25 protein-coding genes are annotated in these 24,717 nt (G+C 43.5%); 15 read left to right on the top strand and 10 right to left on the bottom strand.

Annotated features, from left to right (window positions below; translation table 11 throughout):
• From gabT to MHH23_RS19215, 3 genes are read left to right on the top strand one after another with little or no spacing between them, the layout of a single operon-like run.
• Nucleotides 1–1,317: a 4-aminobutyrate--2-oxoglutarate transaminase gene (gabT, locus tag MHH23_RS19225; protein WP_340960080.1), complete on the top strand. Its 1,317-nt coding sequence runs from the start codon at nt 1–3 to the stop codon at nt 1,315–1,317.
• A 21-nt stretch (nt 1,318–1,338) separates the two neighbouring features.
• Entirely contained in the window at nt 1,339–2,727 is a 1,389-nt protein-coding gene (locus MHH23_RS19220) for an APC family permease (RefSeq protein ID WP_039166214.1), read from the top strand.
• The gene (locus MHH23_RS19215) at nt 2,702–4,096 is read left to right on the top strand and encodes an NAD-dependent succinate-semialdehyde dehydrogenase (RefSeq protein WP_203144100.1); all 1,395 of its coding nucleotides are present in this window, start codon (nt 2,702–2,704) and stop codon (nt 4,094–4,096) included. The genes MHH23_RS19220 and MHH23_RS19215 overlap by 26 nt, the downstream gene beginning before the upstream one ends.
• Before the next feature lie 247 nt (nt 4,097–4,343).
• Here MHH23_RS19215 and MHH23_RS19210 read toward each other — a convergent pair whose 3' ends face one another.
• The 3 genes from MHH23_RS19210 to MHH23_RS19200 form a co-directional block, all read right to left on the bottom strand.
• The gene (locus MHH23_RS19210) at nt 4,344–4,940 is read right to left on the bottom strand and encodes an NAD(P)H-dependent oxidoreductase (RefSeq protein ID WP_058336806.1); all 597 of its coding nucleotides are present in this window, start codon (nt 4,938–4,940) and stop codon (nt 4,344–4,346) included.
• A 130-nt stretch (nt 4,941–5,070) separates the two neighbouring features.
• Nucleotides 5,071–5,685, bottom strand: a complete 615-nt coding sequence (locus MHH23_RS19205) for a YcnI family copper-binding membrane protein (RefSeq protein WP_019743151.1) — start codon at nt 5,683–5,685, stop codon at nt 5,071–5,073.
• 16 nt (nt 5,686–5,701) lie between these two features.
• Entirely contained in the window at nt 5,702–7,336 is a 1,635-nt protein-coding gene (locus MHH23_RS19200; protein ID WP_285529137.1) for a copper resistance CopC/CopD family protein, read from the bottom strand.
• A gap of 503 nt (nt 7,337–7,839) precedes the next feature.
• On the opposite strand from MHH23_RS19200, the gene MHH23_RS19195 reads away from it, so the two are divergent.
• The 4 genes from MHH23_RS19195 to MHH23_RS19180 all read left to right on the top strand — a co-directional run bounded on the left by MHH23_RS19195 (nt 7,840) and on the right by MHH23_RS19180 (nt 12,985).
• Nucleotides 7,840–9,282 carry a PTS mannitol transporter subunit IICB gene (locus MHH23_RS19195; RefSeq protein WP_041091126.1) on the top strand — a complete coding sequence of 481 codons (1,443 nt, stop codon included), beginning with the start codon at nt 7,840–7,842 and terminating at the stop codon, nt 9,280–9,282.
• A 95-nt stretch (nt 9,283–9,377) separates the two neighbouring features.
• Complete coding sequence (locus tag MHH23_RS19190) at nt 9,378–9,812, top strand: PTS sugar transporter subunit IIA (RefSeq protein ID WP_019743148.1); 435 nt, start codon at nt 9,378–9,380, stop codon at nt 9,810–9,812.
• Nucleotide 9,813: 1 nt separating this feature from the next.
• Nucleotides 9,814–10,935 (top strand): mannitol-1-phosphate 5-dehydrogenase, encoded by a 1,122-nt coding sequence (locus tag MHH23_RS19185; protein ID WP_340960077.1) that lies wholly within the window; start codon nt 9,814–9,816, stop codon nt 10,933–10,935.
• A gap of 301 nt (nt 10,936–11,236) precedes the next feature.
• Nucleotides 11,237–12,985, top strand: a complete 1,749-nt coding sequence (locus MHH23_RS19180) for a methyl-accepting chemotaxis protein (protein WP_340960075.1) — start codon at nt 11,237–11,239, stop codon at nt 12,983–12,985.
• Nucleotides 12,986–13,030: 45 nt separating this feature from the next.
• Here MHH23_RS19180 and MHH23_RS19175 read toward each other — a convergent pair whose 3' ends face one another.
• From MHH23_RS19175 to MHH23_RS19165, 3 genes are read right to left on the bottom strand one after another with little or no spacing between them, the layout of a single operon-like run.
• Nucleotides 13,031–13,897 (bottom strand): RnfABCDGE type electron transport complex subunit D, encoded by an 867-nt coding sequence (locus MHH23_RS19175; RefSeq protein ID WP_340960074.1) that lies wholly within the window; start codon nt 13,895–13,897, stop codon nt 13,031–13,033.
• Nucleotides 13,855–14,832, bottom strand: a complete 978-nt coding sequence (locus tag MHH23_RS19170; protein WP_144679594.1) for an FAD:protein FMN transferase — start codon at nt 14,830–14,832, stop codon at nt 13,855–13,857. The genes MHH23_RS19175 and MHH23_RS19170 overlap by 43 nt, the downstream gene beginning before the upstream one ends.
• 15 nt (nt 14,833–14,847) lie before the next feature.
• Nucleotides 14,848–15,309, bottom strand: a complete 462-nt coding sequence (locus MHH23_RS19165; RefSeq protein WP_340960071.1) for an FMN-binding protein — start codon at nt 15,307–15,309, stop codon at nt 14,848–14,850.
• 350 nt (nt 15,310–15,659) lie between these two features.
• Between MHH23_RS19165 and MHH23_RS19160 the strand changes: the two genes are divergently transcribed.
• The gene (locus MHH23_RS19160) at nt 15,660–16,052 is read left to right on the top strand and encodes a RidA family protein (protein ID WP_007498112.1); all 393 of its coding nucleotides are present in this window, start codon (nt 15,660–15,662) and stop codon (nt 16,050–16,052) included.
• 122 nt (nt 16,053–16,174) lie between these two features.
• Here MHH23_RS19160 and MHH23_RS19155 read toward each other — a convergent pair whose 3' ends face one another.
• The 4 genes from MHH23_RS19155 to MHH23_RS19140 form a co-directional block, all read right to left on the bottom strand.
• Nucleotides 16,175–17,527, bottom strand: a complete 1,353-nt coding sequence (locus MHH23_RS19155; RefSeq protein WP_340960069.1) for an IS1182 family transposase — start codon at nt 17,525–17,527, stop codon at nt 16,175–16,177.
• 139 nt (nt 17,528–17,666) lie between these two features.
• The gene (locus MHH23_RS19150; RefSeq protein ID WP_056408094.1) at nt 17,667–17,909 is read right to left on the bottom strand and encodes a DUF2651 family protein; all 243 of its coding nucleotides are present in this window, start codon (nt 17,907–17,909) and stop codon (nt 17,667–17,669) included.
• Nucleotides 17,910–17,940: 31 nt separating this feature from the next.
• The gene (locus MHH23_RS19145) at nt 17,941–18,234 is read right to left on the bottom strand and encodes a DUF5316 family protein (protein WP_017358499.1); all 294 of its coding nucleotides are present in this window, start codon (nt 18,232–18,234) and stop codon (nt 17,941–17,943) included.
• A 22-nt stretch (nt 18,235–18,256) separates the two neighbouring features.
• Entirely contained in the window at nt 18,257–18,637 is a 381-nt protein-coding gene (locus tag MHH23_RS19140; RefSeq protein ID WP_268383591.1) for a VOC family protein, read from the bottom strand.
• Between the two features lie 188 nt (nt 18,638–18,825).
• Here MHH23_RS19140 and MHH23_RS19135 point away from each other — a divergent pair, with 188 nt between their 5' ends.
• The 7 genes from MHH23_RS19135 (at nt 18,826) to MHH23_RS19105 (ending at nt 24,709) form a co-directional block, all read left to right on the top strand.
• The gene (locus MHH23_RS19135) at nt 18,826–19,089 is read left to right on the top strand and encodes an excalibur calcium-binding domain-containing protein (RefSeq protein WP_024720214.1); all 264 of its coding nucleotides are present in this window, start codon (nt 18,826–18,828) and stop codon (nt 19,087–19,089) included.
• 103 nt (nt 19,090–19,192) lie between these two features.
• Nucleotides 19,193–19,972 carry a Cof-type HAD-IIB family hydrolase gene (locus MHH23_RS19130; protein WP_370539173.1) on the top strand — a complete coding sequence of 260 codons (780 nt, stop codon included), beginning with the start codon at nt 19,193–19,195 and terminating at the stop codon, nt 19,970–19,972.
• A gap of 173 nt (nt 19,973–20,145) precedes the next feature.
• Nucleotides 20,146–20,904: a LamB/YcsF family protein gene (locus tag MHH23_RS19125; protein ID WP_058336797.1), complete on the top strand. Its 759-nt coding sequence runs from the start codon at nt 20,146–20,148 to the stop codon at nt 20,902–20,904.
• A gap of 24 nt (nt 20,905–20,928) precedes the next feature.
• On the top strand, nt 20,929–22,146 hold the full coding sequence (locus MHH23_RS19120; RefSeq protein WP_007498097.1) for an NRAMP family divalent metal transporter: 1,218 nt from the start codon (nt 20,929–20,931) through the stop codon (nt 22,144–22,146).
• Between the two features lie 4 nt (nt 22,147–22,150).
• A complete protein-coding gene (locus tag MHH23_RS19115; protein WP_025206766.1) occupies nt 22,151–22,942 on the top strand; it encodes a putative hydro-lyase in 792 nt (263 codons plus the stop codon).
• A 19-nt stretch (nt 22,943–22,961) separates the two neighbouring features.
• Nucleotides 22,962–23,708: a 5-oxoprolinase subunit PxpB gene (gene pxpB, locus MHH23_RS19110; RefSeq protein ID WP_284724834.1), complete on the top strand. Its 747-nt coding sequence runs from the start codon at nt 22,962–22,964 to the stop codon at nt 23,706–23,708.
• On the top strand, nt 23,705–24,709 hold the full coding sequence (locus MHH23_RS19105; RefSeq protein WP_335364454.1) for a 5-oxoprolinase subunit C family protein: 1,005 nt from the start codon (nt 23,705–23,707) through the stop codon (nt 24,707–24,709). Before pxpB ends, MHH23_RS19105 begins: the two co-directional genes overlap by 4 nt.
• Nucleotides 24,710–24,717: the final 8 nt, after the last annotated feature.

The following is a 24,717-nucleotide window of genomic DNA, read 5'->3' as shown; positions in this document are numbered from 1 at the left end:
ATGAGTCAAACGACAACAAACCGTTTTTCAACAGAGGAATGGCAGGGGAAAAGAGATCAATACGTCGCAAGAGGCGTAAGTAATGGCAACCGTCATCTTGCAGCAAAAGGGAAGGGAGCCGAGCTTTTCGATATTGATGGCAATCGTTTTATCGATTTTGCAGGCGCCATCGGTACATTAAATGTAGGACACTCCCATCCAAAGGTTGTGGAAGCAGTCAAAGCACAGGCAGATAGCCTGATTCACCCAGGATTTAATGTCATGATGTACGAATCCTATATCGAATTGGCAGAAAAACTATGCCACCTCACACCAGGCGACCACGACAAAAAAGCCATTTTCTTAAATTCAGGTGCAGAAGCAGTTGAAAACGCAGTGAAAATTGCCCGTAAATATACGAAAAGACAAGCGGTTGTCTCTTTTACAAGAGGGTTCCACGGAAGAACGAATATGACGATGAGCATGACAAGCAAGGTCAAGCCTTATAAATTTGGATTCGGCCCATTTGCGTCAGAGGTGTATCAAGCGCCGTATCCTTATTATTATCAAAAACCTGAAGGATTAAGCGATGCAGCCTACGACGAATACATCATTGATCAGTTCAATCAATTCTTTGTCGCAACCGTTGCACCAGAAACAGTCGCTTGTGTGGTGATGGAGCCAGTCCAAGGGGAGGGCGGATTCATTGTACCATCGAAGCGTTTTGTCCAGCACGTCGCTTCATTCTGTCAGCAGCATGGCATCGTATTCGTGGCAGATGAAATCCAAACAGGATTCGCAAGAACAGGGAAATACTTTGCGATTGAACACTACGATGTGGTGCCAGACTTAATCACTGTGTCAAAATCACTTGCAGCTGGCCTGCCGCTGAGCGGTGTCGTTGGCAGAAAAGAATTACTTGATGCAGCGGACCCAGGGGAGCTAGGGGGGACGTATGCTGGCAGTCCATTAGGCTGTGTGGCGGCATTGGCTGTACTTGATATTATTGAAACAGAACAACTGAATGAACGATCTGAACACATTGGACAAGTCATTGAGGACAAAGCGAATGAGTGGAGAAGTAAGTATTCATTCATCGGGGAAGTCCGGCGATTAGGGGCAATGGCGGCCATTGAAATTGTGGAAGATCAAAAAACGCGTACACCAGATAAGAAGACAGCCGCAACGATTGCAGCTTATGCAAACAAGCAAGGACTACTCTTATTAACGGCAGGGATCAATGGGAATATTATTCGCTTTTTAACACCACTTGTCATCACAGATGAGCTGCTGCAAGAAGGACTAGGGATTATCGAAGACGCCTTCACAGCACGCTAAACAACAAAGGGGGATGGTTGTATGCAAAAACAACAAATGGCTAAAACCATGTCGCAGTCAGACGTACTGTTTTTATCCATTGGTGCAATGCTTGGCTGGGGCTGGGTTGTACTTTCGGGAGATTGGATTTTAACAGCTGGATTTTTAGGAAGTGTGATTGCCTTTGTCATAGGGGGCATTCTCGTCATCTTTATTGGACTAACGTATGCAGAGCTTTCCTCTGCGATTCCAGAAACAGGCGGAGGACTCGTCTTTGTCCAGCGGGCATTTGGGATCAAATCAGCGTTTGTCTCCGCATGGGGCGTATTGTTCGGTTATGTGTCCGTGATTACGTTTGAAGCGGTCGCACTTCCGACAGTCATTGACTATGTCATTCCAACACAGCATGTTGGTTTCCTATGGAATATAGGAGGATGGGATGTTTACTTTACATGGGTATTGATTGGATCAGGTGGTGCGCTGTTTTTAACAGCTCTGAACTACATTGGCGCAAAGCCTGCTGCCATTTTTCAATCGGTGTTCACAGTGGCCATTATCCTGACAGGTTTTCTTCTATTAGGCGGAGCTACATTTAATGGAGATTTTGCAAACCTTGAGCCGATGTTTCAAGGCGGGGTTGGCGGTCTGATGGCTGTGTTAGTGATGATTCCCTTTTTATTCGTTGGGTTTGATGTCATCCCGCAGGTAGCGGCGGAGATTAACGCACCGAAGAAAATCATTGGGAGAATTTTGATTATCTCCATTGTGAGTGCGGTTGTATTTTATCTACTCATTGTCTTTGGAGTAGCGGCAGGATTGTCAAAAGGTCAGCTTGAGGCTTCATCACTAGCAACAGCAGATGCCATGGTACAGCTTCTTGGTCATCAAGCGTTTGGGACTGTGCTTGTCATTGGTGGTGTAGCAGGCATTGTGACAAGCTGGAATGCATTTATCATTGGTGCAAGCCGTATCCTCTACGCAATGGCGGAAAGAGGCATGATTTCCAAATGGTTTGCGTATATTCATCCGAAGTATAAAACTCCGACAAATGCCATTTTGTTCTTAGGTGCATTGGCCTTTTTTGCACCATTACTAGGCCGACCTGCCCTCGTGTGGATTGTCAATGCAGGGGGTGTGGGCATCATCGTTGGGTATTTGATTGTGTCCATTGCCTTTATGAGACTTCGCAAGACAGAACCTGAGCTTGAGCGTCCATACCGCATTAAATATTGGCGGACGACCGGCGTTTTTGCCATTGGACTCAGTCTCCTTTTTCTTTCATTTTATTTTCCAGGGATGCCGGCTTCCTTGTCATGGCCAGCTGAATGGATTTTGCTTTTAGGTTGGGCACTCATTGGGTATATACTATATGTAATGAATCCAAGAACGAAGGAGAAGATAGAGCATGACAAACGAACTCAAAGTGTATAATCCTGCAACCGGAGAAGAAATTGCCTCAGTTGCTCAGCATACAAAAGAACAGATTGAAGATGCGATCACTCGCTCACACAAAGCATTCAAAACATGGGCAAAAACGTCAGCCCATGAACGTGCAAATATCATTCGCAAATGGTTTGATCTCATGATCGAGCATAAAGAAAGGCTTGCAAAAATCATCACAGAAGAAAACGGGAAGCCGTATCAAGAAGCATTAGGGGAAATCGTCTATGCCGCTGGATATATTGAGTGGTACGCAGAGGAAGCAAAGCGGATTTACGGCAGAACGATCCCGTCTCATACGACAAACAAACGCCTATTTGTCACAAAACAGCCAGTCGGTCCTGTTGCCGCCATTACACCATGGAATTTCCCTGCGGCGATGATTACAAGGAAGGCGGCACCAGCGCTTGCGGCGGGCTGTACGTTTATCGTGAAACCTGCTGAAGACACGCCGCTTACGGCCATTGAGCTTGTGAAATTAGGCCATGAAGCCGGAATTCCAGAGGATGCCTTGCAATGGGTGATTGGAGATGGAAAAGAAGTGGGGGAAATTTTCACAGATAGTCCATTGATTCGCAAGATCACGTTTACTGGCTCAACACCAGTTGGAAAACATCTCATCAAAAACAGTGCGAGCACGGTTAAACACGTTTCTATGGAACTTGGCGGTCATGCCCCGCTGATCGTAGATAAGGACGCCAACCTTGAATTGGCTGTGAAACAAGCAGTGGCATCTAAATTCCGTAATGCAGGCCAGACGTGTGTTTGTGCCAATCGCTTAATCGTCCATGAAGAAATTCATGAAGCATTTGCGCAAAGCTTCAGCAAAGAAGTGGAAAAGCTGAAAGTAGGAAATGGTTTTGAAGAAGGCACGTCCATCGGACCGATTATCAATAAGCGAGGCTTCGATAAAATTGTCGACCAAATTCAAGATGCCGTGGATAAAGGGGCGGAAGTTCTTGTCGGCGGCGATACCCATTTTGACGAGGAGAAGTCGTATTATTTTGTTCAGCCGACGGTGCTAACTCATGTCGACCCTTCAATGAACATTATGCATGAAGAGACGTTTGGTCCAGTTGCACCAATTACGACATTTAGCACTTTAGATGAAGCCATTGAATTAGCGAACGATACACCTTTTGGACTTGCGGCTTATTTCTTTACAGAGAATTACCGCAATGGCCTCTATATATCTGAGAATCTAGATTACGGGATTATTGGCTGGAATGACGGGGGACCATCCGCTGTGCAGGCACCTTTCGGCGGTATGAAAGAGAGCGGTATTGGCCGTGAAGGCGGCATCGAAGGCATCGAACCTTATTTAGAAACGAAGTATGTGTCAATTGGTTTAGATGAATAACATGTGAAAAAGACTGTCCGAGAAGTCTCGGCAGTCTCAGCATGTAGACAAACCCTCGCATTCTTTGTCAGTCCTGCGTGCTGGTGCTCACGAATGTGAAATTCGCTCCGCGCCAGTACTCGTCCTTCCTAGACTGCAAAGGTTTTCTATCACGCTGAAAAGAAGACAAAGGGCTAAAATCAAGTGCATTTTAGCCCTTTGTCAACAATCTGTGACTGTCCGAGAAGTCTCGGCAGTCTTTTTTATGTTAAACAGCCGGTGGGAAAAGTTGATCCACCGTTTCTTTTGTTTCTTTGAGAATCTCGTGGATGTCGTCTGCAGATGCTTGTTCCATGCTGCTGAACAAGAGCCGTTCGACTGGCTCAACGCCGATCAGATCGAAGGCGGCTGTATCTGTCGTCATCTGATGGCTGGGGGTGATGATCATATTTGAATCAAGAAAGGTCCTCGGTGCATCATGCGTATTAATAATGACCCCTTTTTTGTCTCGAAGCAGATTTTTCACCACTCCGTTTTCATTGATCTCATATGCAAATCCCTCTGAAAAAACGCGCTCCACATAACCCTTTAGCATCGCTGGCAAGCCTGTCCACCATATTGGAAAGATAAATGTGAGGACATCGGCTTGCTGAATCAGCTTCTGCTCTCTTTGAACCGGTATCGGCACATGCCCATTTTTCATGGCAGCCTTTTCTGCTGTTGTCAGCTCTGGCGGAAAGCCAATGGCATACACATCACGAACTGTCACATCATGACCATTGTTCAAAAGAGTGCTTACAACAAGATCTAATAGGGTTTGATTTAAGCTTTGCTGGGGATGAGCAAATATGATTAGATGGTTCATCTCATAGCCTCCTAGGTGGTCATGTGTCTCATTATGGCATGCACGAGTATCCTATTCAATCCTATATTGGAAATGATAGGTTGGGAAAATAAAAAGCGACCGCTTGAAAAAACGATCGCTCATGTAAGGTTTATTTCTTTCTAAAAGCAAGCCCAAGTGCAATCAATGCCACAACTAAGGCTGCAATGGACAGACCAAGAACAAGTGGTGAAGAAGAAGCAGAGGCTGTTTCAGATGCCTTTTCTTCTTTTGGTTTTTCTTGACCATGTGAATCCGTTACGGTATTAGACGCAACAATATTTGTGATCGAATGAGGCTTATCAGCGTCCTTGTCGCCAGTCCATTCAACTACTGATCCATCCTTATAATATTGATACGCATCCCATGCCGCTTCGCCGGCTTTTTCAGGGTTTTTTGCAACAAACACGAATTGCTGGAACTGCCCAGCAAGGACACCATCGCCAGTTGCTTCCCAAGTGACTCTTGTGACTTTTCCGTTTTTCTCTTCAGTTGTTGTTTTCCAGCCAGGCACTGGCTCGTATTGCTGGAATTCTACGCCTTTAGGCATCGTGATGACAACCTTTGTTGTCGGACTGTCGCTTTCAGAAGGTACTTTTAACGTATAGGTTTCCCAAGCATTAGTTGCAGATGTATCAGGTTTGACTGTCACGTGTGCACTTACAGGAATCGCCAGTAAAAATGAAGCGAGAAGCATTGGTAATAAAGCTTTAACGTATTTTTTCATATCATATAAACTCCTTTTAGTTTCTTCTAATGAATGTCGTATCGATGTTGTCAAAAGAACCAGTTAACGCATGAATGTTAATTTTCCAAGTGCCTTTTTCATTTAGTAAGAGGTTTTCAGCCGAGAAGTGTCCATTCTTTAATCGTTTCAGCTGAAACTCGTTAGGCGTTTCATCACCGAACAAGGAGACTTTGTGGATCTTAGCTGTCACAGATTGAATGTCTGTGATCGTTTGTCCATCCTTCTTCGTAAATGCCACCTCGAACGTGTTTTTACCAGGAGCATTCGGGGTAATGCTCAAAGACACAAGGTCACGATGCTCCACCTGATTGGCTGCAAAGAATGGCTCTGGTGCAGGCGGTGGAGGACTTGGGATATTGGTGAATACGGCTGTTAATAGTAAAATAGCGATCCCAATGATCCACTCTGCTCGTAAAGATACGTTTCGTTTCTGCTTCTTTTCCAATCTCAGCATCAAATAATGGACGAGCCCAAGGAGACCCATGATGATAAATAAACCAAGTTTGATTAAGAAGGTGCGTCCATAAGCTGATTGGAAAAGGGCATCAAATGATTGCAGAATAAAAATCGCATTCACAAATCCTGAAAACACAATGAGCCCAACTGAGAGCAGTGCCCACGGATGAAAAGCTGTCAGGGTGCTACGTATGAGCGGTTGATCTTCATTCGGCAGTTTCTTCATCAAAAGAAGGACAATGGCTGTTAAGCCGCCGACCCAAATAGATGCAGAAATGAGATGAATGAAGTCAAGTGACGTTGTCAGTATTTTATTATCTGTTGCGGCTGGATGACCGATTTGTGCTTTTAGCCAAAGGAGCACGATGAAAATGAGCAGTGGAAACAGCCATACCCGGAAGGAAGTGAAGTTTCCTTTTTTCATCGCCACAATTGTCCAGATCGTCAGTAGAACAAATGACGCCATTAGCATCATCCACAGACTTCCGCCCGAAGTCGACGCAATGGTTTCTTGTAAAAGCGATGGTTGAAATGCCCCTAAAAAGGACACGTCTGCCGCTGATTTAGTTTGAATCGGCAGCTGGAACAAGAGTGCTCCGCCCATCATGATCAGTGAAACAGTTAAGAGTCGCTTCATTCGCCGGGCTAAAACATCTGTTATGGCCGCTTTAAACCATAGAAGCCCAAATAAAATGGTTCCAAGAAATAAGCTAAATGACGTATACAGAAAGGCTTTGTCAATGGTTGAAGCCATATCGATGGATTCACTCGACTGTCCTTGATCTAATTGATCAAATCCTCCATCCGCTTTTCCGATACTAAAAGGAATCATGCCAGACACAGAGTGTCCATCGGCTGATACCGCATTCCATTGAATGGTGTAAATTCCTTTAGGTAAATTCTTTTTTAAAGCTGCTTCCATGATCTTTTGCTCTTTGATGACCGTATCTCCTTGATCGACACGATCCCCTTTTGCATTGAACACCTTAATGGCATGAAATCCACTTTCGATTCCTTCACTAAAGGTGATCGAGACTGCAGGAGGCTGCTGATCCAGCTCTTCATTTGCCACTGGATTTGAGCTCACTACATATGCATGAGCAAATGCCTCTTTTGGCATGAAGAAGGAGAACATGAAGATGAGCAGCAAAAGCCACTTACTATATTTCAACAATGTGAATAACCGCCTTTCTACCTATGAAAATGTCTCATGTATCAGAAAGAAAGCGGCAGTAAACTGTGAGTCACAGAAAAACCGCTCTTTCTATTGTACCGCCCACTCTAAAAGGTAAACGAAACAAATAGCAAGATGGTTCACTTTTTCTGTGTCATGTCTTGTCTGCGCAGACGTTTCTTGAATGTTTGATCAATATAAGCCTATTCGATTTAAGTAGAGGAAACAAGAAGTGACCATTTGAAAGTTGTGAAATTCCAATGAATTTTCGAGAAAATGCCGGCTGATTCACCTTTTCAGCCACTATCTTCTATGATCTGAAAGAGAATTCACATCATTTTTCAATTTTGTCACACACTAAGTGACAAAGTGACATTTAGTTTCAATTGAAGGGAAAGTGAAAGCGTTTTACGATAGGTATAAGGGCTTCACTGACTCTTGTTCTTATATCTTTTGACCTATAAAGCCCGAAATAAAGGGAGAGAAGAAAGGGGTTTTCACAGATGCAGGAAAAAAGCGGATTCCGCGTGAAAGTACAGCGCTTTGGAAGCTATTTAAGCGGCATGATTATGCCGAATATTGGTGCATTTATTGCATGGGGACTCATTACAGCTTTGTTCATTCCAAGTGGTTATCTTCCGAATGAGCAATTAGCTACACTCGTTGGACCGATGATTAACTACTTACTGCCGCTCTTAATTGGTTACACAGGCGGTAAACTCGTCTATGACCATCGAGGCGGAGTGCTTGGTGCTACAGCTACGATTGGGGTCATTGTTGGCTCAGACATTCCAATGTTTTTAGGTGCCATGATCATGGGGCCGCTGGGCGGTTATCTTATTAAGAAAATCGACCAGCTGTTTAAAGATCGAATCAGATCAGGTTTTGAAATGCTTGTGAATAACTTTACGGCAGGTATCCTCGGTGCCATTCTTGTTGCCATTGCATTCTATGCTATCGGCCCAGTGGTACTAGGTCTGAATAAAGCCCTTGCGGCAGGTGTAGATATCATTGTCAATGCTCATTTACTGCCACTAGCAAGTATCTTCATTGAACCTGCAAAAGTATTATTCTTAAACAACGCGATTAACCAAGGTATTTTAGGTCCATTAGGGGTCGAGCAAGCAGCGAAGACAGGGCAATCTGTTCTGTTCTTGCTTGAAACAAACCCAGGTCCAGGCTTAGGTGTTCTTCTTGCGTATATGTTCTTTGGAAGAGGAAATGCGAAACAGTCTGCACCAGGTGCCATTGTCATTCAGTTTTTAGGAGGAATCCATGAAATTTACTTCCCGTACATCTTAATGAAACCAAAACTCATTTTGGCTGTCATTGCAGGGGGAGCAAGTGGTGTCCTGACGTTCACATTATTAAATGCAGGATTAAAAGCAGTGCCGTCACCAGGAAGTATTATTGCGCTTATGCTGATGTCTCCAAAAGGCGGTCACCTTGCCGTTTTAGCAGGTGTTGTCGTAGCAGCTATCGTATCGTTCCTTGTCGCATCGGTCATTTTGAAAGCATCTAAAGAAGTTGACGAAGATTTAACAGCAGCAACAGAAAAGATGCAGGACATGAAAGGCAAGAAAAGTGCAGCGGCCGCTGCTCTTACGGCACAAAAAGAAGACGCTCAAGCAAACGAGCAAGCAGCATCTCCTAGTGATGTCAATCCAGATGACGTGAACAAAATCATCTTTGCCTGCGATGCAGGGATGGGTTCAAGTGCAATGGGTGCGTCCATTCTGAAAAACAAAGTGAAAAAGGCAGAGCTTGATATCGATGTGACAAACACATCTATCAGCAACATCCCAGACGATGCGGATGTGGTCTTTACTCATAAAGATTTAACAGACAGAGCCAAGGCAAAGCTGCCAGGCGCTGTGCATATCTCAGTGGATAATTTCTTAAACAGCCCGAAATATGACGAGCTGATTGAGAAATTGAAAAAATAACATGACGAAACGGGTTGAGTCCAATTTTTCCTAATTGAACTCCCCGTTTTGGTTGTTTTCCTGATTTTTATTCTAAAAAAGGTGTGTGATCATGTATGAAACAAGTACTTTCTAAAGACAATATTTTTCTAAACGAACAAGCAGGTTCTAAAGAAGAAGCCATCAAAAAAGCAGGCGAAGTCCTCGTAGCAAACGGCTATGTCACAAGTGATTATGTCGACAAAATGTTTGAAAGAGAAGAGATTTCTTCTACATTTATGGGGAACGGCATTGCAATCCCTCATGGAACAGAGGATGCGAAAGCGGCTGTCCTTCATTCAGGGATTTCGATTATCCAAATTCCAGATGGTGTTGAATATGGTGAAGGAAATGTGGCGAAAGTCGTCTTTGGGATCGCCGGGAAAAACAACGAGCATCTTGATATTCTGTCTCAAATTGCGATTGTCTGTTCAGAAGAAGAAAATGTAGAACGGATCATTCATGCAAAGGATCAGGATGAACTGATCGCCATCTTTAACGAGGTGAACTAACATGAAAGCACTTCATTTTGGAGCAGGGAATATTGGCAGAGGGTTTATCGGTTCTTTGTTAAAGACATCAGGCTTTGAACTTGTCTTTACCGATGTGAATGAAGCGGTCATCAATGAGCTGAATGAAAGAGGAGAATACACGGTTGAACTCGCAGCACCAGGGCAGAAGCAAGAAGTAGTCGGGCCCGTATCAGCGATCAATTCTTCGCAAAATCCAGCAGCATTAACAGAGGCGGTTGCCACAGCCAATTTGATTACAACAGCGGTTGGACCAGCCGTATTGAAGATCATTGCCTCATCAATTGCTGAAGGATTAAAACAAAAAAAGCCTGACCATATCATCAACATCGTGGCATGTGAAAATATGATTGGGGGAAGTGCTCATTTAAAAGAAGCGGTGTTCTCTCATTTAACAGCAGATGAGCAAGCAGCGATATCACAAACCGTGGGTTTTCCAAACGCTGCGGTTGACCGCATTGTTCCGATTCAGCACCATGAGGACATTCTCAAAGTGTCGGTTGAACCATTTTTCGAGTGGGTTATTGATGAGACGGGCTTTATTGGAGATGTTCCTCAAATTGACGGAGCGACCTTTGTCCAAGATTTGACGCCGTATATTGAACGGAAGCTTTTCACCGTCAATACAGGACATGCACTAGCGGCTTATGTCGGGTATCAGCAAGGCGTAAAAACCATTAAAGAAGCTGTTGATACACAAGACATTCGTCAAGTTGTCGAAGGTGCCCTTCATGAAACGGGCAGTTATTTAATTGACGCGTATGGCTTCCAAAAAGAAGAACATGATGCGTACATTCAAAAAATCATCAAACGATTTGAAAATGCCTTTATCTCCGATGAAGTGACTCGTGTCGCACGCTCTCCTCTTAGAAAGCTGGGAGCAGATGACCGTTTAATCGGTCCAGCGAAAAAGATCAAGCAGCCAGTGTACTTAATCAAAGGGATCGCTGCTGCTTTGGCTTACGACTTTGCAGAAGACGAAGAAGCGGTTCGCTTGCAGGCATTAAGGAAAGAAAAAGGAATTGAAGGTGTGCTTCAAGAGGTATGTGGACTCAAACCTGAAGACGATCTCTATCAAGCCATCCTCAAAGAAACCGAGCGATAATCAAAAAATCCCTTTCTAACGTGAAAGGGATTTTCAGCGTATAGACAACCCCCCGCATTCGGTGTCAGTCCTGTGTGTCGGTGCTCACGAATCTCTCATTCGCTCCGCTCCGATACTCGTCCTTCCTAGACTGCAAAGGTTTTCTATCACGCTGAAAAGAAGACAAAGGGCTAAAATCAAGTTCATTTTAGCCCTTTGTCAACAATCTGAGATCCCTTTCTAACGTGAAAGGGATTTTTTCTATGACTTTTTTAATACTTTCCCCTGCATGACGATATATGTAGTAAGGGGGAATTAGAACATGAAAAAGAAAGCGTTTGCTTCAAGGAGTGTCTTTTTTCAATTGATGTCAGCCATTATCGTTATTACAATTTTAACAGGCGGACTTGTAGGAACAACGGGGTATTTTTTAGCGAAAAATGTCTTAATTGATGCAGGGAAAGCAGATTTAAAACACATCGTAAATGGAGCGATGGCCACTCTTGAACAATTGAACGACCGTGTGGAGAACAAAGAACTGACGCTTGAACAGGCGCAGGAACAAGCCCGTATATACTTGAGTGGGCCGAAGAATGACGACGGCAAAGGGTACCAATTTCAAAAATCAGATTTCATCTATAAAAATAAAGGCTACCTTGTCGCATATGGAGCCGATTATTCATCACAGGTTCATCCGGTTAACGACATCGGCGTCATCCCAGATAACACGACAAATCGTCAAAAAATGGTCGCTGGCGCCACAGCAAAAGGCGAGGATGCACACTATATCACCTATATGGATAAAGACGATGCCACGGGGGAAGAAAAGCAAAAACTCGCTTATATGAACCAGTTTACACCGTGGAATTGGAGTATAGGAATCGCCGTATTTCAGGATGAATTTTATAAAGAACTAGAGCAGATGAAGCTCTATATTATTCTCATTACAGCAGGTGTCGCTCTTTTAAGTATGGGTGTCTTTTATTTGGCAGCCCGAGGAAAAGTGAGACTGCTCAAGCAAGTTACGGCTGCTTCAAAAGAAATTGCGGCGGGCAATATTGAACGCACCAGCTTAAAAGAAACCTCGGATGAAATTGGGCAGCTGGCAAAAGGTTTTAATCATATGTCAGGAGAGCTTAGAGCACTTGTGAGCGGTTTGCAGGAAACGAGCAGCCAGCTCGTCGAATCTGCGACAGATCTATCCGCCATCTCTGAAGAAACATCTGCCAGCAGTGAAGAAATTGGCCGAGCAATTGGAGATATCTCAACAGGGACCCTTCATCAAGCATCAGACCTTGAGGTAGCCAATCAACAAATGACTCAGTTCAATCAATCCATTGAAAACGTCAAAGAACAAAGCGACCAGATCAAACGAATTTCAGACCAGTCGAATCAATCTTCCCAGCAGGGTCAGCAAATTGTCCAGCAATTAAAACAATCAAATGAGCAATCCATTCAGGCATCTCAAGGCATTCGATCAGGGATCGAGCAGTTAAGTACAAAAGTACAAGATATTTCTCAAATCACAGATACCATTGAAAGCATTTCAAATGAAACGAACTTACTGGCCCTGAATGCGAGCATTGAAGCAGCTCGTGCAGGAGAGCATGGCAAAGGATTCTCGGTTGTGGCGAGTGAAGTGCGGAATTTAGCTGAACAGACAAAGCAATCAGCCGTTCAAATCCAGCAGATGATTCAAGGCATTAAAGAAGAAACGACGGCTACAGCTGGCATGATGTCCAAAACAATGGATCGTTTTGCCGAGCTTGATGAAGCGGTTCACGCAACAGAAAAAGAATTCAATTCCATCTCTACATCAATTTCACAAACCATCGTTGAAACAAATGCGATGGCAAAAGAGCTGAACACATTACTGGAACAAAACGACCTCATCACAAAAGCGATGCATGGTGCAGCCCATATTTCTCAAGAAAATGCCGCAGCGATTGAAGAAATCACTGCATCTACAGACGAACAAGTCACCGCCATCTCCAATGTTGCGAAGGCAGCAGAAAGGCTCAATGAGCTAAGCATGCGATTGAATCAAGATATTGCACGTTATCGTTTATAATGTATGGTCAAACGGACGTCGAGAAGTCGATGTCCGTTTTTTTATTTAGACGACTTTCGTGCTTATTACCCGTCGCTTTTGATTTGTTTGGTACGTTCGATAGGCTTTCCAAGCATTGGCACATAAAAGCCCTGTGAGTAAGTAAGATAAGCTGTTAAATAAATAGAAGTCCACACACGAAACGACAGCACAGAGGATACCAAAGATGATTTGATCACGATTCTTTGCTGGTGAAGTAGGTGGATCAGTCAACATAAAGAACGCAAGAAACAAGACAGCATTCAAGTAGGGCGTAATAAAAGCAGATGATGCATCCGTTAAGCCAATGAATCCCAATATGAGGTGGATCAGGCCGTATGCTGCTAGAAAGGCGAAAACTTGCGGGAATTTTTGTACGCGGCTGGTCACCAAATAACCGCCGACCACCACAAGGAATAGGGTCCACCAAGGTAGAAGAGACATACCGCCCCACCAGCTTTGATTGGAAGAAAATAAAATGACTGAGAGCCATAAACCAAACGCAGCTGGATTCAAAATCGGTTTCTTTTGATAAGTGATGACATGCTTAGATAAAATGGCTGCTGCGGCTGTGAAAACAGAAACAGCAAAAGAAGTAGCTGGACTTAGAACAATGCCAATAATCAGCCCTGTGAGAAGAGCTCCATCAGGGAATGTGTGTTTATTGTTTTTCCAAATCACTCTTGAGATGAAAGAGTCAAGAATTAGTGCTGTCCCGATGCTGGTAGCAACTGTAGCGAGACCACTAAGAAAACCAGCGTGCAGACTCCCGGCGGCTAAAAGGACCAAAAGAATGGCGATGACATACCGTTTTGGTGTCCGAATGTAGGCTTTTAGTGAGGGTGATGGTTTCAAAAATGTTTGGTTTGTGATAGGTGCTGGTTGTGATTCCATGAGTGAACCTCCTTCATCTCCGGTGTTACGATCATATCAGCGGTTTGATCTACCATCACGGCAGGTATTTCATGTTCGGCTAAAAAAGAATAACCTCCTTCTCGACCTAATAAAAAAGCAGCTGTGGATAGACTATCTGCGAGCATACCAAGTGGTGCAATGACGGTACAGCTTAACAAACTTTGTTCAGACTGTTTCGTTTGAGGGTGTATCAAATGGTGCGTATGAGGATCATAACGACTGATCCGTTCATAGCTTCCAGATGTACAAATCGCACAATTGGTGGTTTGAATGACCGAGATGTTGGTCTGTTTGTGGATGGGATGCCGAATCCCAATTGTCCACTCTTCTTGTTGTTCGTTAAATCCAGATACCAACACATCCCCACCAGCATTCATCATAAAGCCTTCCCATGCTTCAAGCTCTTTTGCGGCAAGATCGCACGCAAATCCCTTTGCAATAGAACCGAAATCCAAAATCAGCGGTTTGTTCAAATAAATCGTCCGATTCGTCTCGTTTAACTGGACGTCACGGTAATGAACAGCTGTATGTGGTACGTCATGTGATGAAAAAGTTTGTCCTGTCGTATATAAACGATCGAATCCTTTTTGTTCCATGATTTTTCCGATGGTTGGATCATACTTGCCATTTGTTAACTCGGCTAACTCTAGCGCATAGGCTGTTAAATCGAAAAGCATTTCACTGACTAATACCTCTTGCTTTGAACGATTGGCTAACTTCATGACTTCAGAATCAGAGCGGAAACGGCTAAAACGATGCTCGATATCGTAAAAAATGGAAAAGGCACGGTTGATGTCTTCTAAAACAGCCCGTCGATCTTCTTCATAGGCAACCACTTGAATATTGATAACAGTTCCCATAGCCAGCATGGATTTTTGAAAAGTAATGAGTTTTTGTTGTCCTAACCATTTCATCATGGTGTCTCCTCTCTATGCCTTTGCCTGCTCTAAAGCCTGAGCAACAGCTGTTTCAAAATCCTGTGTACTTAATGTTGCACCGCTCACCGTATCTACATCAGCACTTTGTCTGATGACCACTTCATTGGGTAATGAGGAAATGGAGCTTTGTCCATATCTAGTGTTATCACTCGTAATCTCGACAGAAGTGATATTTCCTTGTTTGATGGTAACAGATACACTAATAGAGCCAATCTCATTTGATCCAGTACCAGAGAAAGTACCATCCTTGAGTTCAGTTTCTGAAGTGGTATCTTCTGTTTGAGTGGCGGTAGTATCTGATGTGACAGATGTATGATTAGAAGCGTCTGTTTGTGTATTTGATTGTGCTGTCTGAACGGCTTGCGCATGATGGGTAGTTGCATAACCAGTGATGTATAAGCTGCTGATAGCTGCGGTGCAAAGACTAATCATTTTCTTATTTATTTTTGCCATGATGTATCCTACCTCCTATTACGATCTACTATATAGAAGAAATTTGAACAAACCATGAACAAGAAAAGAACGATTTTAGATAATAGGCAATAAGAATCAAGATATTGCACGTTATCGTTTATCATTTATTTTTGACTGTGGTTCATTTATCAGGTAGGATGAAATGAATCTAAACCTTGCTCACGCAATCAAAAAGGAGTGTTTCGTCCATGAAAAAGAAAATATTGATGTTCTTACCTTGTGGCTACGGATACTCCACTGCTGTTTTCTTTTAGGATAGACAAAAATTGGTGAAGTCTGTCTACAGGAAGAAAAACACGCAGAAAAATCATAGTGAGTGAGGGATTTACATGGAGAAAATTACGAGAAAAAATCCAGAAAGTATGCCGAAACCCGTTGGCAACTACAGTCATATCACAAGGGTGCCAAAGGGTGCAGGGTTATTTGTGACATCAGGTCAAGTAGGGACAGGAGCGGATGGACAGATCCCATCAAGCTTAAACGACCAAGTCACCAATACGTTTGAAAATATAAAGAGAATCCTTGCATCAGAAGGGTTAAATGAAGAACACGTCATCAAAGTCAATATTTGGGCAACAGAAGAAATTGATTGGGATCATCTATATCCACAGTGGGATGCAATCTTCAAAACGGCATATCCATCAATGACCGTTGCCTATGTGACTGCATTAGGGTGGCCAGAGCTGAAAATCGAAATAGAGCTATGGTGTGCCGATATTTAATCAAAAAAAGAACAGTGCAAACTGTTCTCAGATTGTAGAGAAACTCATGTTTTTCTACAATCTTTTTTATTTTCATCGTAATGATGATGGATGAGATTGATTGAAAAAGGCCTCCCACACACCTAACCTAGCTTCGCTAGATGTGTGGCAATCTTCTTCATGTTCTGACAGGCAGCTGTGAGAAGAACTTGCTCACTCACATTTTGTTTTCCCCTCAACCGGCAGTAGCGAAGCCCGTGCAGTTGTTTTGAATCTGCAAAGCTTCGCTCTATTTTTTCTTTTCTTTTTTTATATAGCTCTTTTCCAGAGACAGATAGACGATTTTGTCTGATCCTTTCTTTATGTTCTTCCCATATGTGTCTTGAGATGACTTTTTGATGATTTTTCGACCTTGTGCATCTTTCAAGGAAAGGACACGATGTACATTTTTTAGGATCTGATTTGTAGAACCTATAACCTTTTCGATCAGTTGTTGTATATAATAGCTTCTCACCATTTGGGCATATGTAATGATCATGTTCAGAGTCATACTTGAATTTCCACTTCTCAAATAAACCTCTTGTTGGATGAAAGCGTCTATGTGCGATGACACCAAAAATACGGCGATCTGATAAACCTTTACAGATTGGGGTTGTCAAATAACCAGAATCAAGGGCAACAGCTTCTACTTGAAAACCAAATCGTGCGATTTGGTGATCCAACCGATCAAGATACGGAACAGAATCATGGACATTACCGGGCGTGATGTGGGCATCCGTGATGATATTGTACTTCATATCCGTTGTACGGTGGTCTAGGTAGAAAAAGCCTTCTGGCTTGTTTTCACGATAAAGATAGCCACTTTCAGGATCAGTCGTACTTTGACGAATGTCTTTTTCCGTTTTCACCTCCTCTTTTACCTTTAAGGGCTTTTTTCCGTGTGCCACCCGATCTTCTTGGATCGCTTCTTCTAAATCATTTATATAGTTCTGGGTATCCTGCTCAATCGTTTTTCTCATATATTTATGTTTATTGGCATTGGCTTTAAGATGAGTGGAGTCAGTAAAAAGAACGCGGCCTCCTACCATATCATGATTGATAGCTTGAAGCACGATCTCGTCGAAAATGTCTTGAAAAATCGTTGTATCTTTGAATCGAGTACGACGATTCCAGCTAATGGTCGAGTGATGAGGAACGGGGTCATTGATGTTCAAACCTAAAAACCATCTATACGCCATGTTATAGTAAATTTCTTTTTCAAGTTGTCTTTCAGAACGGATACCGTACAGGTATCCGATAAACATCATTTTGAACAAAATAAGTGGATCAAGAGAAGGACGACCTTTATTCTCGCTATAATACGGTCTTACTTTATCTACGATAAATGAAAAATCAATGTACTGATCAATTTTACGAAGCAGGTGATCCTCTTCGACCAGTTGATCTAGCAATACAAATTCAGCTTCGTGCTGAGAAGAATTTCTAGTGTGGAACATGAGAAAAACACCTTCCTTTAGTGGGCTTTTCTCTATTATAAAATGAGGAGATGTAAATTTTAAGGAAAAAAATAAAGCTGTCGAGATTTTCTCGACAGCCTGAGAACAGTGCAAACTGTTCTTTTTTTTTGATGAGTATTTATGAAACAGCTTGGAATCGCTTTGTAATGAATGCACCGAGAAATGCACAGACTGTGTAGACGATGACCCAAATGAGAAAAGATTCATTTCCACCAATAGAGGTGAACATCAGAATCACACTCGCAACCAGCACAATCAAGGTAGGAAACCAAATGTTCTTTAAAAACAATGTGCCGAAAATACCAATCAGCACAGAGATCATAGGGAAACCAAATACAACGAATAAGACAAAAACAGCCATGTTAATTACTCCTTTGAACCAAATTAACTATTTACATAAAAACATATAACAGTGCTGCACCCATATGCGGAAGGGCAAAGATGATGAAAAGAAAAGCCGTATCAAGACGAAACATCCGGTGTTCTTTTGTTTCAGAGTGATAGGCCGCTCGTGCCTCTTCCCCGTTGGTCCATGCACCCATAAGAAATCCAGATGCAACGAACGCAATAATAGAGATTCCACCACTGACGAATCCAATCCATTCATGGTGCTGTAATATGAGCGCCGCACTGCAAATCAACAGCATGGAGCAAACACCAGCAAAAAAAGCATGTTTCTTTCTCATTATGCTTCACTCCTTCAGACAGCTAGTAGGAGACCGCATCACATATTTCAATGAAATGTCCATCAGGATCAGACACATAACTGACCGTTTGTCCCCACGGCTTCTTGGCAGGTTCCTTGATGACAGGTACTCCTTTTTCCTTCAAGGATGAAATTGTTTCATTCACATCATCCACAACAAAGCCAATCTCAAACGTTTGTGACGAGCTAACTGCCTCTGGAACAGGCAGACCAAGTGACTCTTTCACATCTTGGCGTGAATTAATCGATAAAGTCACTTCTCCTGTATCAAACTCAACATAGGATTCAACTCTTAATTTAATCGGGAAACCGAGGATATGATGGTAGAACTGAATACTTGCTTCAACATCGTTTACATATAGAATGGTATATTTCATTTTCATGTGGAAAGCTCCTCTCTTCATATACGTGTCAAAACCGGAAAGGTTTCCCACTCATTTTACCACATAGGCAATAAGATTCATTTAATTCCAAAAAAACCAATATTCCTACCTCAATCGTCTTGAAAAACAAAATGTGGTGACATATGATAAAAATGTAAAATGAGAAAAAATAGGAGGGAACTTACATGTTGAAAAAAATCATGGTGGCTGTCATATCTTTCGGTCTTTTACTTAGTTTTACACAAGTTGACACTCACACAGCGGATGCAAAGACAGTCAAGTACAAAAACTGCAAAGCACTCAACAAAGTGTATAAAGGCGGCGTGGCAAAAAGCAAAAATACGAAAAACAAAGGTGGAAAAACGAAGTACAAGCCTTATGTATCAAAAGCACTCTACTTAAAAAATACACACCTTGACCGTGATAAAGACGGCATCGCATGTGAACGTTAAGAAGAAGAAAAAAGACCTGTCACAAGGTCTTTTTTCTTTGGGATCAAACTCGTCCCTTTGTGCCATCTTCATCTTTATATTAAAATAAAGATAGATTCAAAAAATGATACAAAGTGGGGTACTCAATTTGTCAACACAAGCTGATAAGAAAGACATCCGATTGATTGCCATTGATATGGATGGCACGCTGTTAAACAGTGAGCACGTCATTCCTGAGGAAAATAAACAAGCCATTAAAGAAGCAGAAGCCAAAGGGGTCCATGTGGTGATTAGTACAGGACGTACGCTGATGACATGCCGAGAGCTGGTCGAGCCGCTGAAACTCTCTTCTTATCTTGTCACAGCGAACGGAAGTGAAATTTGGGATTCAAACTTCCAGTTGATTGAACGGGAACTGCTGCATCCCGATCACGTTCAGATGATGTGGGATCTAAAAAACAGATACGAAACCGATTACTGGGCATCTACTGTGGATAAAGTGTGGAGAGGAGAATTCCCAGAACGCATTCATGACCACGAATGGTTGAAATTTGGTTTTGATATTCATGACGATGCTGTTCGTGAGGAAGTCCTCCATACATTGAAAACAAATGGACAGCTAGAAATCACGAATTCCAGTCCAACCAATATTGAAGTCAATGCAGCAGGCATTAACAAAGCGGCAGCTCTTGCAAAAGTAGCAGAACGCATTGGCTGCACAATGGACAACGTCATGTCACTTGGCGACAGTCTGAATGATATGGCGATGATTCAAGAAGCCGGATTAGGCATTGCAATGGGCAATGCACAAGAAGTTGTGAAAGAAGCGGCTGATTGGATTACGGCTCCTAATACAGAGCACGGGGTAGCAAAAGCCATCCAACATTGGGTGCTGTCTAAATAAATGAGTAGAAAAAGTGAGAGGACATGACCTCTCACTTTTTTTGTTTTCTCCTAGTTCTATTGTTATATTTTCTGACAATTTCATGTGCAGTCTATTCAAAGTTGGTATAATCAATATAAATTCGAATATTCGGACTTTCTATTCCGCAATTCGGAACGACAAGGAGGGGTCCTATGTATCAAGTGGATATTAACTGTGATTTGGGAGAAAGTTTTGGTCAATACACCATCGGTTCAGATGAACAAATTCTTGAATATGTTACCTCAGCCAATATTGCATGCGGTTTTCATGCGGGAGATCCAACTGTGATGAGAAAGACGGTTAAAATGGCACTGGATAAAGGGGTTCAAATTGGTGCACATCCAGGTCTGCAAGATTTAGTCGGTTTTGGCAGACGTCCAATCGCTATTTCAGCAGAGGAAGCCTATGATCTTGTGATCTATCAAATTGGTGCACTATCAGCTTTTCTGAAAGCAGAAGGCGGCATGATGCAGCACGTCAAACCACATGGCGCCCTTTACAACATGGCGGCTAAAAATACTGAATTATCTGAATCGATCGCGAAGGCTGTGTATGATATTGATCCTAACCTTGTGTTATTTGCGCTGTCAGGCAGTGAACTTGCGTCAGCAGGGGAAAGAATCGGTCTTCAAGTGGCACATGAAGTTTTTTCTGATCGCACGTATCAACCAGACGGGACACTGACATCCCGCCGTGAACCTCATGCACTTATTGAAGAGGATGAAAGGGCGGTTCAGCAGGTCATCCGTATGGTAAGAGAGGGAAAAGTGAAGACAGTGCAAGGGGAAGATGTTCAGCTCAAAGCAGATACGGTATGCATCCACGGGGATGGCAGTCACGCGCTTCAATTTGCAAAAACCATTACAGCGAAGCTAAAAGAAGCCACTATTCAACTCAAGGCCTTTCGATAAATCGTCATCAAAGGGGGAAACAGCATGAAAAGAGAGAAAGCCAAACAGATGAAAGCTCCAAAAGGGAACCGTTCTATGCTGATGGGCGCAGCCTTTTTAATGGCAACGTCCGCCATTGGACCGGGATTTTTAACACAAACAACGGTGTTCACACAGCAGCTCGCAGCTAGCTTTGGGTTTGTCATCTTGATTTCCATTTTGCTAGACATTTTTGCGCAAACAAATGTATGGCGTATCATTGCCGTCTCGGAAAAAAGAGGACAGGACATTGCCAATATGGTTCTGCCGGGGCTCGGATATGTGTTAGCCTGTTTGATTGTCATTGGGGGTCTTGCCTTTAATATTGGAAATATCGCTGGTGCGGGTCTCGGTTTTCAGGTCATATTCGGCGTCGATCCCCGCATAGGGGCTGGGGTCAGTGCAGTCATTGCCATTCTCATTTTTGTCATCAAAGAGGCAGGAAAAGCGATGGACCGATTCACACAAATCGCTGGTTTTGTCATGATTGGTCTGATGCTGTATGTGGCTATTTCCACAGCACCGCCAGTTGGAGAAGCGGTCATGAGAACTTTTGTGCCAGAGAAAATTGACATGTTATCGATTGTCACACTTGTCGGCGGGACAGTTGGTGGCTATATCGTTTTTGCTGGTGGTCATCGTCTGCTGGATGCTGGCATTAAGGGGAAGGAAGCATTGCCGCAAGTGACGAAAAGTTCCATTTTCGGTATTTTGATCACATCCGTAATGCGTGTGGCTTTATTTTTAGCCGTTCTAGGAGTTGTCTCAAAAGGCTTACAGATTGATCCGTCGAACCCGCCTGCGTCTGTTTTTCAATTAGCATCTGGAAATGTTGGATATAAAATGTTCGGGATTATTATGTGGGCTGCTGCCATTACCTCAGTCATTGGAGCGGCATACACCTCCGTTTCCTTCTTTAAAACCTTCTCACCAAAAATCGAGAAAAATCAACGAGGCATTATCGTTGGATTCATTGCGCTCTCGACCATTTGTTTTATAACGATTGGGAGACCTGTGAACATATTGATTTTGGTTGGGGCCATCAATGCATTGATCTTGCCGCTTGCACTCGGAACATTGCTGATTGCTGCCTATAAAAAAGAAATTGTCGGTGATTATCGCCATCCATTCTTTTTGACCGCAACAGGTGCGTTTGTTGTTGTCATCATGGCAATCATGGGCGGATATACCATCATGAATGAAATTCCAAAACTATGGAGCTGATCACATGAAAGCATATCAAACCTATAAGCCGTCACAAATAAGGGAATTGATTCGTAAGCAGAAGATCACAGGACCAACGGCTGGCTTTGCTGAGGGATTTGCTCAAGCCAACTTAATGATCGTCAAAAAAGAGCTGGCCTTCGATTTTCTTTTATTTTGTCAGCGGAATCCGGCTTCGTGTCCTTTGCTTGATGTGCTCGACCCAGGTGATCCAGTGCCAAGGCGTTCAGCACCTGATGCCGATATTCGAACGGATTTCCCTAAATACCGTGTTTACAAAAAAGGGGTTCTTCAAGAAGAGGTAACAGATATTTCTTCCTATTGGGAGGATGATATGGTCGCCTTTCTCATCGGATGCAGCTTTACGTTTGAGCATGCACTCATGCTGAATGACATTCCTGTCCGCCATATTGAAGATGGACATAATGTCCCAATGTATCAAACGAACATTCCCTGTGAAAGGGCAGGTGTATTCCATGGTCCGATGGTTGTCAGCATGAGGCCGATCCCAGCGCATCAAGTCACAAGAAGTGTTCAGGTGACGTCTAGATTCCCATCGGTACATGGCGGTCCTATCCATATAGGTGATCCAGCTGTGATTGGCATTGAACATGTAGATCAACCAGACTTTGGAGAACCATCTGTGATCAAAGAAGGGGAAGTTCCGGTGTTTTGGGCATGTGGTGTGACGCCGCAAGCCATCGTCATGCACACTAAGCCAGACATTGCGATCACCCATGCACCCGGTCATATGTTTATAACAGATGTAAGAGATCAAAAGCTCGGTGTCCTGTAGAAAGAGAGGTGTCATAAGAGTGGCATTTTCAACGATAAAAGATACGATCACGTTCCACCCGCTAGGAGACGCAGCCATTGTCATCCAAGCCGGGACTGATATAAGTGAAGACATTCATGAGCGTGTGAAGCAGCTGTTTTCATGTATTGAACAGCATCCATTTGAAGGATATGTGGAAGCTGTTCAAGCTTTTACAAACGTGACCGTCTTTTATGAGCCCTATAAGGTGTATCAATCTGCTCAGCTTAAGCAACGTGCGATCTCTCCGTATGAATGGGTCAAAGACTATATTGAAAACCTCCTTGAAGACAACTGGCAGGAGGGGAATCAGGCAAAGCGCCGGATCGTCGACATTCCTGTATGTTATGGAGGAGAGCTCGGTCCTGACTTAGAAGAAGTCGCCCATATCAATGATTTGACGCCTGAAGAAGTTGTACGCATTCACACATCCGGGACGTATCTTGTCTATATGATTGGGTTTGCTCCTGGGTTCCCGTTTTTAGGCGGACTTTCTGAAAAAATTGCAGCTCCGCGCAGACAAACACCAAGAATGTCGATTCCAAAAGGATCTGTGGGTATTGCGGGGAAGCAGACAGGGGTTTATCCGATATCTACACCCGGAGGCTGGCAGCTCATTGGACAAACCCCTTTGTCCTTATTTCGGCCGAATGCTGAGAGACCTAGTCTACTAAAGGCAGGGGACGAGGTTCGATTTGTTCAACTGTCTGAAAAGGAATTTTTCAGCATGAAGGAGGAAGATCGTTGAGTATGCATGTCATCAAACCAGGAATGTTCACCACCATTCAAGATAAAGGGAGAATAGGCTATCAGAAGTACGGTGTGTTAACGAGCGGCGGCATGGACCCGCTCTCGCTCCGAATCGCCAACATCCTCACCGGGAATCAAGAAAACGAAGCGGTACTGGAAATCACTTTAATGGGGCCCGGCCCAGTGTTGACATGTCAGAAGGATCAGCTGATTGCCTTGACCGGTGCTGATGTGGAGATTGAGATTGACGGGGAACGAGCGCCTCTATGGAAACCACTCTTCATTCGAGCAGGAAGCACGATCACCTTTGGCCCTTGTAAGAGGGGATGCCGCTCCTACCTCGCTGTAGCCGGTGGATTTGATGTTGAGCCGGTGATGAAAAGTAAAAGTACGTATGTCAGAGCGAAGATAGGCGGGATAGAAGGGCGTCCGCTAGAAAAAGGAGACGTCCTGCCAATGGGAGAACCGTCACCACTGGCGGAGCGCCTCGTTCACATGTTAAAAAGCAAAGGGGAAATTGCGCCAGACTGGACAGTCAATCATGCGCATTTTTTGCCTCTCGGGAAATCACCAGTCATTCGGGTGCTGGCAGGCAGACATTTAGCTCATTTTCAGGAAGAATCGCAGCAAGCTTTTTTCGAACGGTCTTATCAGGTCACTCCCCAATCTGATCGTATGGGATGCAGATTGAAAGGGGAACCGATTCGTTTAAAGCAAAAACTTGAATTGATTTCAGAAGCGGTTGCTTTTGGCTCTATTCAAATTCCTCCTGACGGCCAGCCGATTATTCTGCTCGCAGATCGTCAAACGACAGGTGGATATCCCCGTATTGGTGAGGTGGCAACAGTCGATTTGCCGCTCATTGCGCAGGCGATGCCTGGAGCGAATCTCACGTTTCAACAAATTGGCCGCCAAGAAGCAGAGCAAGCCTTATTCACACAAGAAGCAGAGATGAAGGACCTGACGGCAAGATTAAAACTCGAAGCATTTTCGTTTTAGAAAAGGTG

This window comes from Bacillus sp. FSL K6-3458 (genome assembly GCF_038005045.1).
In the GTDB taxonomy this organism is placed as follows: domain Bacteria; phylum Bacillota; class Bacilli; order Bacillales; family Bacillaceae; genus Bacillus; species Bacillus altitudinis.
The sequence above is the reverse complement of the archived record's forward strand: the minus strand, read 5'-3'. Positions and strand labels throughout refer to the sequence as shown.

Excerpts from the sequence above, each read along its gene's own strand:
- gabT (WP_340960080.1), top strand. The coding sequence starts at position 1 with ATGAGTCAAACGACAACAAACCGTTTTTCAACAGAGGAATGGCAGGGG.
- MHH23_RS19220 (WP_039166214.1), top strand. The coding sequence starts at position 1,339 with ATGCAAAAACAACAAATGGCTAAAACCATGTCGCAGTCAGACGTACTG.
- MHH23_RS19215 (WP_203144100.1), top strand. The coding sequence starts at position 2,702 with ATGACAAACGAACTCAAAGTGTATAATCCTGCAACCGGAGAAGAAATT.
- MHH23_RS19210 (WP_058336806.1), bottom strand. The coding sequence starts at position 4,940 with ATGAACCATCTAATCATATTTGCTCATCCCCAGCAAAGCTTAAATCAA.
- MHH23_RS19205 (WP_019743151.1), bottom strand. The coding sequence starts at position 5,685 with ATGAAAAAATACGTTAAAGCTTTATTACCAATGCTTCTCGCTTCATTT.
- MHH23_RS19195 (WP_041091126.1), top strand. The coding sequence starts at position 7,840 with ATGCAGGAAAAAAGCGGATTCCGCGTGAAAGTACAGCGCTTTGGAAGC.
- MHH23_RS19190 (WP_019743148.1), top strand. The coding sequence starts at position 9,378 with ATGAAACAAGTACTTTCTAAAGACAATATTTTTCTAAACGAACAAGCA.
- MHH23_RS19185 (WP_340960077.1), top strand. The coding sequence starts at position 9,814 with ATGAAAGCACTTCATTTTGGAGCAGGGAATATTGGCAGAGGGTTTATC.
- MHH23_RS19180 (WP_340960075.1), top strand. The coding sequence starts at position 11,237 with ATGAAAAAGAAAGCGTTTGCTTCAAGGAGTGTCTTTTTTCAATTGATG.
- MHH23_RS19175 (WP_340960074.1), bottom strand. The coding sequence starts at position 13,897 with ATGGAATCACAACCAGCACCTATCACAAACCAAACATTTTTGAAACCA.
- MHH23_RS19170 (WP_144679594.1), bottom strand. The coding sequence starts at position 14,832 with ATGAAATGGTTAGGACAACAAAAACTCATTACTTTTCAAAAATCCATG.
- MHH23_RS19165 (WP_340960071.1), bottom strand. The coding sequence starts at position 15,309 with ATGGCAAAAATAAATAAGAAAATGATTAGTCTTTGCACCGCAGCTATC.
- MHH23_RS19160 (WP_007498112.1), top strand. The coding sequence starts at position 15,660 with ATGGAGAAAATTACGAGAAAAAATCCAGAAAGTATGCCGAAACCCGTT.
- MHH23_RS19155 (WP_340960069.1), bottom strand. The coding sequence starts at position 17,527 with ATGTTCCACACTAGAAATTCTTCTCAGCACGAAGCTGAATTTGTATTG.
- MHH23_RS19150 (WP_056408094.1), bottom strand. The coding sequence starts at position 17,909 with ATGGCTGTTTTTGTCTTATTCGTTGTATTTGGTTTCCCTATGATCTCT.
- MHH23_RS19145 (WP_017358499.1), bottom strand. The coding sequence starts at position 18,234 with ATGAGAAAGAAACATGCTTTTTTTGCTGGTGTTTGCTCCATGCTGTTG.
- MHH23_RS19140 (WP_268383591.1), bottom strand. The coding sequence starts at position 18,637 with ATGAAAATGAAATATACCATTCTATATGTAAACGATGTTGAAGCAAGT.
- MHH23_RS19130 (WP_370539173.1), top strand. The coding sequence starts at position 19,193 with ATGATACAAAGTGGGGTACTCAATTTGTCAACACAAGCTGATAAGAAA.
- MHH23_RS19125 (WP_058336797.1), top strand. The coding sequence starts at position 20,146 with ATGTATCAAGTGGATATTAACTGTGATTTGGGAGAAAGTTTTGGTCAA.
- MHH23_RS19120 (WP_007498097.1), top strand. The coding sequence starts at position 20,929 with ATGAAAAGAGAGAAAGCCAAACAGATGAAAGCTCCAAAAGGGAACCGT.
- MHH23_RS19115 (WP_025206766.1), top strand. The coding sequence starts at position 22,151 with ATGAAAGCATATCAAACCTATAAGCCGTCACAAATAAGGGAATTGATT.